Here is a 12,918-nt window from a genome sequence, read left to right as displayed (position 1 = left end):
GTTAACGCTCCACCAGTGCCTTCTTGGCGTTGTATACATTCATCAGATAGGAGATCACTAGGCTGATGAGCAGATAGACCGCCATGGTCATGGCGATGACTTCCACCGCCTGGCCAGTCTGGTTCAGGGTGGTCCCCATGAAGACGGACACCAGATCCGGATAACCGATGGCGGTAGCCAGGGAGGAGTTCTTGGTCAGGTTCAAAAATTGGCTGGTCAGCGGCGGTATGATCACCCGCAGCGCCTGAGGCACGATCACGAGCCGCAGGGTCTGGCCATGGCTCAACCCCAGGGATTCGGCCGCCTCATGCTGCCCCTTGCTCACCGCCAGGATGCCAGAGCGGACAATCTCGGCGATAAAGGCCGCGGTGTAGATGGACAACGCCACCAGCAGGGCTGCCAGCTCGGGGATAATCGTGATACCACCCTTGAAGTTGAAGCCCTTGAGGGTCGGCAAGTCCCACTGCAGCGGGGCGCCAAGCGCATAGAAGTGCAGCAGAGGCAGTACGACGATGATCGCCAAGCCCACCCAGAAGGAGGGGAAGGTCTGGCCGGTCAAACGCTGCCGCCGGCGTGCCCAGACGGACACGGCGATGGCCAGGCCGATGGCGAGCGCCAGGCTAACGCCCAGCCAGCCAAAGCCGACCTCGGGTACCGGCGCCGGAATGTAAAGACCGCGGATATTGAGGAAGACTGCCTCCCCCAGGCTGATGCTCTGCCGAGGCGTCGGCAGGGTGCGCAGCACAGCGAAGTACCAGAAGAAGATCTGCAGCAGCAGCGGAATGTTACGGAACAGCTCCACGTACACGGCAGCCACCCGGCTGACCAGCCAGTTGCGTGACAGCCGCGCCACCCCCAGCACAAAGCCCAGGGCGGTGGCCAACACTATGCCCAGTACCGAGACCAGCAGGGTGTTGAGCAGCCCCACCAGAAAGGTGCGGCCATAGGTATAGGTTTCGTCGTAGGGGATCAGGCTCTGAATGATGCCAAACCCCGCCTTGTTGTCGAGAAAGTGAAAGCCGGTGGAGATGCCACGGGTTTCCATGTTGTGAAAGGCGTTGCTCAAAAAGTAGTAGATGAAGCCCACCACGGCGGCGATGGCCAGCACCTGGAACAGGATGGAGCGCACCCGACTGTTGTAAAACCAGCGCTCACGGTGCGGCAGCCTGCTGATGAGGCCTGGCGTCAGTTCTATTGCCATCTTGGTTTCCTGCAGTTGCAAAGACAGGTTGAACTGAGGCCGGCCAGGGCCGGCCTCCATAGTACTTAACGAACGACCTGCTTAGCGAATGGGCGGTGCGTACATGAAGCCACCCTGATTCCACAGGGCATTGATGCCGCGGGCGATCTTCAGCGGTGAGCCGGCACCGACGTTGCGCTCGAACACTTCGCCATAGTTGCCCACCTGCTTGACGATCTGGTAGCCCCAGTCCGCCTTCACACCCAGCACGCTGCCGGTGGGTTCTTCCAGACCCAGCAGACGACGCACGTCGGCGTTGTTGGACTTTTTCATCTCGTCCACGTTCTTGCTGGTCACACCCAGCTCTTCAGCGTTGACCATGGCAAACAGAGTCCACTTCACCAGGGTCTCCCACTGATCATCCCCCTGACGCACCACCGGGCCCAGCGGCTCCTTGGAGATGACTTCCGGCAGCACCAGGGCTTCGTCCGGTTGCGACAACTTGATGCGCAGGGCATACAGCTGGGATTGATCGGAAGTCAGCACGTCACAACGACCGGACTCGAAACCCTTGACGGTCTGGTCAGAGGTATCGAACACCACGGGAGTGTACTTCATGCCCAGCACGCGGAAGTAATCTGCCAGGTTCAGCTCGGTGGTGGTACCAGCCTGGATACAGACGGCGGCGCCATCCAGCTCCTTGGCACTCTTCACCCCCAGCCCCTTCTTCACCAGGAAGCCTTGACCGTCATAGTAGTTGGTGGAGGTGAAGGTCAGGCCCAGGGTGGCATCGCGGCTCATGGTCCAGGTGGTGTTGCGGGCGAGCATGTCCACTTCGCCGGACTGCAGCGCGGTGAAGCGCTCCTTGGCGTTCAACGGGATGTATTTCACCTTGGTGGCATCACCAAACACGGCTGCGGCCACGCCGCGGCACATGTCCACGTCCATCCCTTCCCAGGCACCCTTGGCGTTGGGATTGGAGAAACCCGGCAGACCATCACTGACACCGCACTGCAGCTCGCCGCGCTTGATCACCTGAGCCAGAGTATCGCCGGAGGCAGCTTGTGCGCCGGAGGCCATAGACAGCAGGCCGGCTGCAACAGCCAGTGCCGCGAGAGTTTGCTTATTCACCATAGATTCTTCCCTGCAATTAATGAGTTGTAACCCAAGACACCCGGTAAGGCGTCGTTAGTGGCAGGCCATCAAGAAGTCGGGATTAGCGAGACTTCCACCAGGCTTGACCTGTCTGTGGCAAATAGTGGGCCAACTTTTTAGGCAGTTAACCGGGGGAAAACCGGCAGAACAAGACGAGATTGCACCAGATTGGCGCCCCACACCGATCCCAAGCTAACCAGGGTGATGAAATAGGGCATTCGGCGACGTTACCGGTCAAATATTCAGCAGCAGGGCGGAAATAAAACTGACACAAACTAAAGACACCCGCTTTATCAGCAGGAAATCAGGCCAGCCACCGGCAAGTGATGGCAACGGTGGCGTGAAAATGACAAATACGCCGCTGGAGCAGCAGCTTATCTCCGGGAACAAGGCGCGCATGGTCGGGGCCGCTAGCCGGCCGGCGCAGCCAGGATCCAGTCGGCCGGCAGCTGCGCAAACCCCTCGCCAGGGCCGGGGGCCACCTCGAACTGCCAATCCTGGCCGGCATAGGGAAAACTAATGCGCCAGGCATGCAGGTAGACCCTGTCGGCCGGACTGCCACCATAGAGGGCATCCCCCAGGATGGGGGCCCCCAGGCTCTTCATGGCCACCCGCAGCTGGTGAGTCTTGCCGGTCAGCGGGTTCAAGAAAAACAGCCGCCGCCCCGTCCCCAGGCTTAAGGAGGTGAAGCGGGTGATGGCCGGGTTCTCCAGCGTGCGGGTCAGCAGCCAGGCGCCGCGCCGCCCCTTGGCCATATCGCCCTGAATGAGACCCTGCTTCTTCTTCGGCTTATGATCGCTGATGGCCAAGTACTGCTTCTTCACCAGCCGCTGGGCGAAGGCCTGGCTCAGGGCCTGGTTCGCCGCCTTGTGTCGCGCCACCAGCAACAGGCCAGAGGTGACCTTGTCCAGCCGGTGCACGGGATAGAGTTCCAGCCCCAGCTGTTGTCGGGCCAGGTTGATGAGGCCCGGCTCGCCCTCTTCATCGTGGATGCCAATGCCGGGCGCCTTGTTCAGCACCAGGAAGTCCGGATGGGTAAAACAAACGCTGAAGGCCGAGTCCATCATCCTGTGCTCCCTCTGTGACTGTGCGGCGCCCATAGCAAAAGAGCGAGCCCTAAGGCTCGCTCTTGAAATCTGGCGGAGGGGGTGGGATTTGAACCCACGGATGGTCGCCCATCGACGGTTTTCAAGACCGTTGCATTAAGCCGCTCTGCCACCCCTCCGGCTTGGGGCGCATACTACAAAGCCCGTGGACGCTTGTAAATAGCCCCGCCGGTTTAGACCGACAGTTTGCCTACGCTTTAGACAAATGCCGACGGATCTGCGCCTTGGCGGTTGAAATCCCATCACTTCATCGCCACATTACTACATCTTCGCCACCATCAGCCTGTATGTCTCCATCTACAACATCTTTGTCAGCCTGCTCAGCTTGCTGGGCATGAGCCGCGACTAAGCGCCCATGGAGTGCCGCCTGTAGCAGGCGGCATCTTTGAGCCCGTCACCCAGGGTCGGTTCGCCGGCCCTTTTATTTGGCAGCATCATGTTCCCTATCCCTGAGCCGATTGCCGAGTTTTTGTTGCAGCACCATGTGCTGAGCCTGGCCACCCAGGATAAAGACGGCCTGTGGGCCGCCAGCTGTTTCTACGCCGCTGATCTGACCAAAGGGCGCTTGCTGCTGCTGAGCAGCCTCAACACCCGCCATGGCGCCGCCATGCTGGCAAGCCCCAGGGTGGCAGGGACCATCAGCGGCCAGCCCGAGACGCTCACCGAGATCGCCGGGGTGCAGTTCACCGCCCAGGCCACGCTCTTGAGTGATGGCGACGCCAAGGCCGCCCTGGCACTGTATTGCCGGCGCCATCCCCTGGCCCGGCTGGGACGGCACCCGATCTGGAGCCTGAGCCTGCACAGCCTCAAACACACCAGCAACCGCTGGGTGTTTGGCCAGAAGACCCATTGGCACAGGGATGCCGGAGAGATGCTACCTCAAGTGGTTGATGACGCTGGCAAAAGCCAGTAGTGTGAGGCCATGGCCTGCGGGCAGCCCAGCCCCCGAATTCGGATCTTCTTGTGTCGCACTCCGCCTCGCCGCAACCCGGCCCCCTTGGGGGGCTCGCCGCCGATGGCGTGCCCATGCCACAGCGCATCGGCGCCATCGTCACCATAGCCCTGGGGATCATGCTGGCGGTGCTGGATGCCAGCATAGTCAACGTGGCCCTGCCCACCCTCGCTGACGAGCTGCATACCAGCGCCGCCGCCTCCATCTGGATCGTCAGCGCCTACCAGCTGGTCATCACCATGACGCTGCTCTCCCTCTCCTCCTTGGGGGACATCATCGGCTATCGCAAGGTCTATCTGGGCGGGCTGGTGCTGTTCACCCTGATGTCCATCAACTGCGCCCTGTCCGATAGCCTAATAGGCTTGACCCTGGCGCGGGTGCTGCAAGGCCTGGGGGCCGCTGCCCTGATGAGCGTCAACACAGCCCTGGTGCGCCTCATCTATCCCAAGCGCCGCTTAGGACGGGGCATGGGGCTCAATGCCCTGGTGGTGTCGGTGGCGGCAGCAGCCGGCCCCACGGTGGCTGCCGGCATACTGGCGGTGGCCTCCTGGCAGTGGCTGTTTGCCATCAATGTGCCCATCGGCATCCTGGCCTTCGTGCTGGGCCTGAAGTACCTGCCCGGTAACTGTGGCGCCGAGAATCATAAATTCGACAAGCTCAGCGGCCTGCTCAATGCCCTCACCTTCGGCCTCTTCTTTATCGGTCTTAACGGCCTGGCCCATCATCAGCCCCTCTGGCTGACCCTCCTGGAGTTGCTGGCCACCCTGCTGGTGGGCCTCGTCTTCGTGCGGCGTCAGCTCAGCCGGCCCTTCCCGCTGCTGCCGGTGGATCTGCTGCGCATCCCGGTCTTCGCCTTGTCCATCGCCACCTCCATCGCCTCGTTTTGCGCCCAGATGCTGGCCATGGTGTCCGTGCCTTTCTACCTGCAGCGCAACATGGGGCTGAGTGAGATCGACACCGGCCTGCTGCTGACCCCCTGGCCCATCGCCACCATGTTGCTGGCGCCCATCGCCGGCCGGCTCATCGAGCGCTTCCATGCCGGTCTCTTGGGGGCCATCGGCCTAGGCGTCTTTGCCATCGGGCTGTTCGGTCTGGCCGCCCTGCCCGCCCAACCCAGTTATCTGGCCATCTGCCTGTGTATGTTCATCAGCGGTGCGGGCTTTGGCCTGTTTCAGTCGCCCAACAACCACACCATCATCAGCGCCGCACCGCGCCATCGCAGCGGCGGCGCCAGCGGCATGCTGGGCACCGCCCGCCTGGTGGGGCAAACCACAGGAGCAGCCCTGGTGGCCCTGGTGTTCAACCTGCTGCCATCCGGTGGCACCCACGCCTGCCTCATCACCGCCGGCGGCTTTGCCAGCCTGGCGGCCCTGGTGAGCAGCCTGCGGCTCACCCAACCCCGTCCGCTCTGATACGCTCTGCCCCCACGCAGGGGCAGAGTTGTGATCGAGCGCATGCTATACTGCCGCCCATTCTTTTCCCGATAGGATATTCCCGTGTTAGTCACCAGCAACATCACCATGCAGTTCGGCAGCAAACCGCTGTTCGAGAACATCTCCGTCAAGTTCGGCGAAGGTAACCGTTACGGCCTCATCGGCGCCAACGGCTGCGGCAAGTCCACCTTCATGAAAATCCTCGGCGGCGATCTGGAGCCCTCCGGCGGCAACGTCTCCATGGATCCCAACGAGCGCATCGGTAAGTTGAAGCAGGATCAGTTCGCTTACGAGGCCATGCGGGTGCTGGACGTGGTGATGATGGGCCACACCGAGCTGTGGGCGGCCATCGCCGAACGCGACGCCATCTACGCCAATATGGAAGCCACCGACGAAGACTACATGCGTGCCGCCGAGCTTGAAGGCAAGGTCGCCGAATACGACGGCTACACCGCCGAGGCCCGCGCCGGCGAGCTGCTGTTGGGGGTGGGGATCCCGCTGGAGCAACACAACGGCCCCATGAGCGAGGTAGCCCCCGGCTGGAAGCTGCGGGTGTTGCTGGCCCAGGCGCTGTTCTCCAACCCGGATATCCTGCTGTTGGACGAACCCACCAACAACCTGGACATCCACACCATCAGCTGGCTGGAGCAGATGCTCAACAGCCGCAACAGCACCATGATCATCATCTCGCACGACCGTCACTTCCTGAACATGGTGTGCACCCACATGGCGGATCTGGACTACGGCGAGCTGCGGGTCTACCCGGGCAACTATGACGACTACATGACCGCCGCCACCCAGGCCCGCGAGCGCCTGCTGGCCGACAACGCCAAGAAGAAGGCCCAGATCGCCGATCTGCAATCCTTCGTCAGCCGCTTCAGCGCCAACGCCTCCAAGTCCCGGCAGGCCACCTCGCGCCTGAAGCAGATCGACAAGATCCAGCTCGAAGAGGTGAAGGCCTCCAGCCGGCAGAACCCCTTCATCCGCTTCGAGCAGGAGAAGAAGCTCTACCGCAACATCCTGGAGATCGAAGCCCTGGCCAAGGGCTACGATGAAGGCCCCCTGTTCCAGGACTTCCGCATGATGATGGAAGTGGGCGAGAAGATTGCCGTGATCGGTACCAACGGCGTGGGTAAGACCACCCTCATCAAGACGCTGGTGGGCGAGCTGACCCCGGACGCCGGCAGCATCAAGTGGTCCGAAAATGCCAAGATTGGCTACTATGCCCAGGATCATGCCGAAGAGTTCGACTGCGATCTCACCGTGTTTGACTGGATGAGCCAGTGGCGTCAGCCCGGCGATGACGAACAGGCGGTACGCAGCGTGCTGGGTCGCCTGCTGTTCGGCCAGGACGACATCAAGAAGAAGGTCAAGGTGCTGTCCGGGGGGGAAAAGGGCCGCATGCTGTTTGGCAAGCTGATGATGGAAAAGCCCAACGTGCTCATCATGGACGAACCCACCAACCACCTGGACATGGAATCCATCGAGTCCTTGAACCTGGCGCTGGAGATGTACCAGGGCAGCCTGATCTTCGTCTCCCACGACCGGGAATTCGTCAGCTCCCTGGCTACCCGGGTGCTGGAGATCACCCCGGAGAAGATCGTCGACTTCGGCGGCAACTACGAAGACTACCTGCGCAGCCAGGGCATCGAGGGCTAAGCCCCACAGCGTTGCCAGAAACACAAAACGGGCGTCGTAGACGCCCGTTTTTTTTATGTCGCCAGCCTTCTGGCCCGACAGGGCGTCGTTTACCGAATATCCACACCACTAAGCCAGAAAAAAGACTGTGCTTATCTATACTTGTGCCGATAAACACAGGACGCAGCTAATCCGTCTGCCCAGTGAATCCCCCCACCTTGCAAGGATGTCCCCGTATGCAGATCACCTCGCTTAAGACCAAAATTCTGCTGGCCATGGCCACCGCGCTGTTTATCGTGGTGGCCCTGATGAGCTGGAACAGCTACCTCACCCTCAAGGGCCAGTTGATGCAGCAGAGCTTCCTGGCGGTTAAGGGCATAGGTGAGCAGAGTGCCATCACCCTGGAAACCTGGCTGGCGGGTAAGAAGACGGCCGTGCAGACCCTGGCCAAGTTTTATGACCAGGGGGACATAACCCAGAACCTGCAACAGGCCCAGCAGGCCGCCAACCTGGCCCTGGCATTCTACGGGGATGACAGCGGCAGGATGTTCGACGCCGACCCCAGCATAGACCGCACCGGTTATGATCCGCGCCAGCGGGACTGGTATATCGATGCCAAGAAGGCCGGCGGTATCCTGTTGACCAAGCCCTACGTCAGCGCCTCCTTGAAGGAACTCATCGTCAGCTATGCCCAGGCGGTGGACAAAGGAGTGGTGGCCGGGGTGGTGACCCTCTCCCGCCTGCTCAATACCCTGGAGAAGACCCCGTTGCCGGCCAACGGCCAGACCCTGGTGATCCACAAGGACGGCACCGTCATCGCCTTCGCCGACAAGCAATGGGTACTCAAGCCCGTCAGTGAGCTGGATCCCCAACTCTCCGCCGACCAGATCCAGCAGATTGCCCGTCAGCCATCACTGACTCCCGTCGAGTTTCTGGGGCAGAAGAAGCTGGTCTGGGCCATTGAGGAACCTTCCAGCCAGTGGGTGCTGGTGTTCCTGCTGGATGCCGACACCCTGCTCGCCCCCCTGAAAACCCAACTGCTGCTGCAGCTGGGGGTGGCCTTGGCTGTGCTGGTGGGCAGCATACTGCTCACCGGCCTGATGCTGAATGTGCTGTTCCGTCCCCTGGCCCAGGTCTCCCAGGCCCTGCGCAATATCGCCAGCGGCGCCGGGGATCTGACCCAGCGCATCAGCATCCGCATCAACGACGAGATAGGTGCCCTGGCCACTAACTTCAACCAGTTTGTGGAGAGCCAGCACCAGTTGATCGGCCATATCCGTCAGCAGGCCGGGGAAATCGGCGAGAGCGCCGGTCTGGGGCTGTCACGCAGCGAGCACTCGGCCGAAGAGGTCCGCCGGCAGCAACACGAGATCGGCATGGTGGCCACGGCGGTGACCGAGATGGCCGCCGCCACCCAAGAGATCGCCAGCAATGCCGAGAACACAGCGGCCATGGCTCTGGAAGCCTCGCAACACAGCGAACATGGCCGCAGCACGGTCGTGCAGACCGGTGAGTCCATCGGTCGCCTCAGCGACGAGGTCAGCCGCGCCACCGAGGTGATCGAGCTGCTCAACCGGCACGCCCTGGAAATTTCCGGCGTGGTGACCACCATTCAGGGGATTGCCGAGCAGACCAACCTGCTGGCCCTCAATGCCGCCATTGAGGCCGCCCGGGCCGGTGAGCAGGGCCGCGGCTTTGCGGTGGTGGCGGACGAGGTGCGGGTGCTGTCCAAACGCACCGCCACCGCCACCAGCGAAATTCAGAACACCATCAACACGCTGCAGGGCACCACTCAGGATGCGGTAGACTCCATGACCACCAGCCGCAAGCTGGCGGAGCTGTCGGTGGACGATGCCCGTCAGGCCCGGGATGCCCTGGAGCAGATCACCCTGGCGGTCACCCAGATCACCGACATGTCCGCCCAGATAGCCACCGCAGCCGAGGAGCAAACCAAGGTGTCGGATGAGATCTCCAGCAACCTCACCGCCATCTCGGATGCCGCCGACCAGGTGGCCGAAATCGCCACCCAGAGCGAACAAACCGCCCACGAGCTGCAAAAAATGGCCGCCGCCCTCAACGGCAAGGTGGCCCATTTCACCCTCTAACCCCAGGGGCCGGGAAACCGGCCCGTTTGGAACTTTTTCCGTTGATAAATAAAAAAGGTATCCTGCTCTCATCCATCGGCGGGCAGCCCAGATACACTCATCAGTAGCCCCCTCATGCCGATCGCCTGGGGGTACCATAACAAGAATGCATATTGCAGTGACAAGGAGTCGACACCATGGATGTCGAACCATTGAAGGCTTGGCAGGCAGACGCCCCCCAGCCACTTGAGCATGAAAAAGAGACCGACGCGGTTGCCATCCGCCCCGCCCGCACCCGACGGCGGATTCGGCTGCGGTTTATCCTCCCCCTGAGCCTGCTGCTCTTGCTGATCGGGGCCATCGCCGGCGAGATGATGACCGGTTGGGGCGAGGCTCACTGGCTGCACCAGTATGCCCAACGCCTCACCTGGCAGCTGGGTCCTGGCCCCAGCCCCCGCATTCAATTTCCCACTGAAGGCCCCTACGATGCGCGCCTGGGTTATACCCGGCTGCCGGATTTTCAACAGCGGCTGACCCGCAGCGGCTTCGCGCTGACCCAGCAGGTGCGCCACAGCCCGGCGCTGTATGGCTATCTGCGCCACGGCCTGACACCGCCCTATGCCGAGAAGGGCCAAGCCGGCCTGACCCTGCTGGAGGATGGCGGGCAGATCTTCTATCAGGCCCGCTTCCCGCAGCACCAGTTGGATGGTCAGGCCGCCGTGCCGCCCCTGCTGGCCGCCAGCTTGCTGTTTATCGAGCAAAAGGATCTGCTGCAGGATGACTATCCGCTGCGCAACCCGGCGGTGGACTGGCCGCGCTTTGGCAATGCCCTGCTGGCCCAGGGGGCCAAGCTATTGGGGGTAACGGTGCGCAGCTCAGGCGGCAGCACCCTGGCCACCCAGATGGAGAAGTTCCGCCACTCGCCGGAAGGTCGCACCGTCTCCGCCAGCGAGAAGCTCAGGCAGATGGCCGCCGCCTCGGTGAAGGCCTATGGCAGCAGTGTGCTGACCCTGGCCTATCGCCAGCAGCTGTTGCGGGATTACCTCAATGCCGTGCCCCTGGCCGCCGCCCCCGGTTATGGTGAAGTCCATGGCATCGCCGATGGCCTCTGGGTCTGGTATGGCGCCGATCCACAGCAGACCCTGACCGCCCTGGCTGCCCCGGCTGACGATGACCGTCAGCTAGCCGCTCAGGCCCTGGCGTTGCGCCAGGTGCTCAGCCTGCTCATCGCCCACCGTCGCCCCTCCTTCTATCTGCTCTCCGGCCGCCAGGAGCTGGCCCGGCTCACCGACAGCTACCTGCGGCTGCTGGCTCAGGAAGGGTTACTCTCCCCCGCCCTGCAGGCGGCAGCCCTCGCCAGCCAGGTAACCTTTCGCCAGTTTGCCCAGGCGCCGGCCTATCAGGAGGTGGCCGGTAACAAGGCGCTGTTTGTCACCCGCGGCCGCCTCAGCAGCCTGCTGGGGCTCTCCTTGTATGAACTGGATCGGCTGGATCTCAGGGTCCGCAGCTACCTCAAGGTACCCCTGCAGCAACAGATCACCGCCTACCTGCACTCCCTGGCGGATCCGGCAGTGGCCGAGCAGCTGGGCCTGTATGGCGAGCGGCTGCTGTCGCCGGAGAAGACCGACCAGGTGCGTTACAGCTTCACCCTGTATGAGCGCACCCCGGATGGCTTCCTGGTGCGGGTGCAGACCGACAACACGGATCAGCCGTTTGATATCAACGAGGCCAGCAAGCTGGAGCTGGGCTCCACCGCCAAGCTGCGGGTGCTCACCACCTACCTGCAGATCATCAGCGAGCAGCATCAGAGCATGAGCCGGATGAGCCGCGAACAGCTGCGCCAGTTGAAGCTCGATCCTCTGGATAGCCTCAGCCGCTGGTGCCGCGACTACCTGCTGATGCAACCCGATGCCAGCCTGGAGCAGATCCTGGCGGCGGCGCTGGAGCGACGCTACTCGGCCAGCCCATATGAGAGCTTCTTCACCGGCGGTGGCCTGCACACCTTCAGCAACTTCCGCAAGGAAGACAACCAGCGGCGCCCCACCCTGCGCCAGGCCTTGCAGGAGTCCATCAATCTGCCTTTCATCCGCCTGTTGCGGGATCTGGTACGCTACACCCTGGCCCAGGACCCCACCCGCCGCGCCCTGCTGGAAAATGACAAGGATCCCCGCCGGGAGCAGTACCTGCATCGCTTCGCCGACAAGGAGGGGACCGTCTATCTGCAGCGCTTCTGGCGCAAATACCGGGGCCAGGATGAGGCCGCCCGGCTCACCACACTGCTGCAAGGCTCACACCTGAGCGCCACCAAGCTGGCCGTGATCTACCGCTATCTCTACCCGCGGGCCGACGAGGCCGCCCTGGGCGCCTTTATCCAGCAGTGGCTGCCCGGTAAGGTCACGCCAAAACAGCTGGCGAGCCTGTTCCGCCGCTATGGCCCGGAGTCCTTCTCCTTGCCGGATCAGGGCTATCTGGCCCGCATCCATCCCCTGGAGCTGTGGCTGCTGGGCTACCTGATGCAGCACCCGGAGGCCGCCTTCAGCCAGGTGGTGGCCGACAGCAGTGAGCAGCGTCTGGAGGTCTATGGCTGGCTGTTCCGCTCCCGCCACAAGGGCGCACGGGACAAGCGGATCCGCATCCTGCTGGAAAACGAGGCCTTCCTGGATATTCATCAGCGCTGGCAACAGCTGGGCTATCCCTTCGACCACCTGGTGCCCTCCCTGGCCACCGCCATCGGCAGCTCGGGGGACAGACCCGCCGCCCTGGCCCAGCTTATCGGCATCATACTCAACGATGGCGTCCGGCTACCGGTACACAGGTTGGCCAAGCTGGATTTCGCCGAGAACACGCCCTACGAGAGCCACTTCACCACCCCCAGCGCCCAACCCCAGCGGGTGTTGCCCCTGGCGGTGGCCCGGGCGCTGCGCGACGTCCTGGCCCAGGTGGTGGAGGCCGGCACAGCCCGGCGCATCGCCGGCACCTTCGCCCAGGCCGATGGCACGCCGCTGCAGATGGGCGGCAAGACGGGCACCGGCGATAACCGCATCGAGACGGTGGGCCGCTACGGCCAGGTGCTCACCTCCAAGGCCATGAACCGTACCGCCACCTTCGTCTTCTACCTGGGGGAACGGCATTTCGGCACCCTCACCGCCTTTGTCGAGGGCAGCAAGGCGGACAACTTCCGCTTCACTTCGGCCCTGCCGGTGCAGGTGCTCAAAGGCATGGCCCCCCTGCTCGGCCCCTACCTGAGCGCGGCGCCCCCGGCAACAGCCGGCGATACGGACCCGCCAGTGACGACGCCCTAAAAAAAACAGCCGCGGCATGCCGCGGCTGTTTTTTGGCATCAAGTCAGCGCTAGTTGGCCTGCAGGCTG

9 protein-coding genes, 1 tRNA gene and 1 pseudogene are annotated in these 12,918 nt (G+C 62.8%); 6 read left to right on the top strand and 5 right to left on the bottom strand.

What is annotated here, in order from left to right:
* Position 1: 1 nt before the first annotated feature.
* The 5 genes from ABD847_RS04465 to ABD847_RS04445 form a co-directional block, all read right to left on the bottom strand.
* A complete protein-coding gene (locus tag ABD847_RS04465; RefSeq protein WP_345010473.1) occupies positions 2-1,201 on the bottom strand; it encodes an amino acid ABC transporter permease in 1,200 nt (399 codons plus the stop codon).
* 81 nt (positions 1,202-1,282) lie between these two features.
* On the bottom strand, positions 1,283-2,260 hold the full coding sequence (locus tag ABD847_RS04460) for an amino acid ABC transporter substrate-binding protein (protein WP_345010561.1): 978 nt from the start codon (positions 2,258-2,260) through the stop codon (positions 1,283-1,285).
* 309 nt (positions 2,261-2,569) lie between these two features.
* Positions 2,570-2,734 (bottom strand): hypothetical protein, encoded by a 165-nt coding sequence (locus tag ABD847_RS04455; protein WP_345010471.1) that lies wholly within the window; start codon positions 2,732-2,734, stop codon positions 2,570-2,572.
* Between the two features lie 11 nt (positions 2,735-2,745).
* Positions 2,746-3,402, bottom strand: a complete 657-nt coding sequence (locus ABD847_RS04450; protein WP_345010469.1) for a TIGR01621 family pseudouridine synthase — start codon at positions 3,400-3,402, stop codon at positions 2,746-2,748.
* 70 nt (positions 3,403-3,472) lie between these two features.
* Positions 3,473-3,560: transfer RNA gene (locus tag ABD847_RS04445), tRNA-Ser, on the bottom strand.
* Positions 3,561-3,703: 143 nt separating this feature from the next.
* On the opposite strand from ABD847_RS04445, the pseudogene ABD847_RS04440 reads away from it, so the two are divergent.
* The 6 genes and pseudogenes from ABD847_RS04440 to ABD847_RS04415 form a co-directional block, all read left to right on the top strand.
* Positions 3,704-3,790: pseudogene (locus ABD847_RS04440) on the top strand (FtsH protease modulator YccA); the annotation flags it as partial.
* Positions 3,791-3,877: 87 nt separating this feature from the next.
* A complete protein-coding gene (locus tag ABD847_RS04435; protein WP_345010467.1) occupies positions 3,878-4,354 on the top strand; it encodes a pyridoxamine 5'-phosphate oxidase family protein in 477 nt (158 codons plus the stop codon).
* Between the two features lie 50 nt (positions 4,355-4,404).
* Positions 4,405-5,805, top strand: a complete 1,401-nt coding sequence (locus ABD847_RS04430; RefSeq protein WP_345010465.1) for an MFS transporter — start codon at positions 4,405-4,407, stop codon at positions 5,803-5,805.
* An 84-nt stretch (positions 5,806-5,889) separates the two neighbouring features.
* Entirely contained in the window at positions 5,890-7,485 is a 1,596-nt protein-coding gene (locus tag ABD847_RS04425) for an ABC-F family ATPase (RefSeq protein ID WP_345010463.1), read from the top strand.
* A 215-nt stretch (positions 7,486-7,700) separates the two neighbouring features.
* Complete coding sequence (locus ABD847_RS04420; RefSeq protein ID WP_345010462.1) at positions 7,701-9,569, top strand: methyl-accepting chemotaxis protein; 1,869 nt, start codon at positions 7,701-7,703, stop codon at positions 9,567-9,569.
* A gap of 176 nt (positions 9,570-9,745) precedes the next feature.
* Positions 9,746-12,850: a transglycosylase domain-containing protein gene (locus ABD847_RS04415; protein WP_345010461.1), complete on the top strand. Its 3,105-nt coding sequence runs from the start codon at positions 9,746-9,748 to the stop codon at positions 12,848-12,850.
* Positions 12,851-12,918: the final 68 nt, after the last annotated feature.

This window comes from Pseudaeromonas paramecii, from assembly GCF_039540575.1.
Classification (GTDB): domain Bacteria; phylum Pseudomonadota; class Gammaproteobacteria; order Enterobacterales; family Aeromonadaceae; genus Pseudaeromonas; species Pseudaeromonas paramecii.
This window is presented reverse-complemented; position numbering and strand designations above follow the sequence as displayed.

What these genes read in the sequence shown, in the direction of transcription:
- ABD847_RS04465 (WP_345010473.1), bottom strand. Translation starts at nt 1,201, where the DNA reads ATGGCAATAGAACTGACGCCAGGCCTCATCAGCAGGCTGCCGCACCGT.
- ABD847_RS04460 (WP_345010561.1), bottom strand. Translation starts at nt 2,260, where the DNA reads ATGGCCTCCGGCGCACAAGCTGCCTCCGGCGATACTCTGGCTCAGGTG.
- ABD847_RS04455 (WP_345010471.1), bottom strand. Translation starts at nt 2,734, where the DNA reads ATGCGCGCCTTGTTCCCGGAGATAAGCTGCTGCTCCAGCGGCGTATTT.
- ABD847_RS04450 (WP_345010469.1), bottom strand. Translation starts at nt 3,402, where the DNA reads ATGATGGACTCGGCCTTCAGCGTTTGTTTTACCCATCCGGACTTCCTG.
- ABD847_RS04435 (WP_345010467.1), top strand. Translation starts at nt 3,878, where the DNA reads ATGTTCCCTATCCCTGAGCCGATTGCCGAGTTTTTGTTGCAGCACCAT.
- ABD847_RS04420 (WP_345010462.1), top strand. Translation starts at nt 7,701, where the DNA reads ATGCAGATCACCTCGCTTAAGACCAAAATTCTGCTGGCCATGGCCACC.
- ABD847_RS04415 (WP_345010461.1), top strand. Translation starts at nt 9,746, where the DNA reads ATGGATGTCGAACCATTGAAGGCTTGGCAGGCAGACGCCCCCCAGCCA.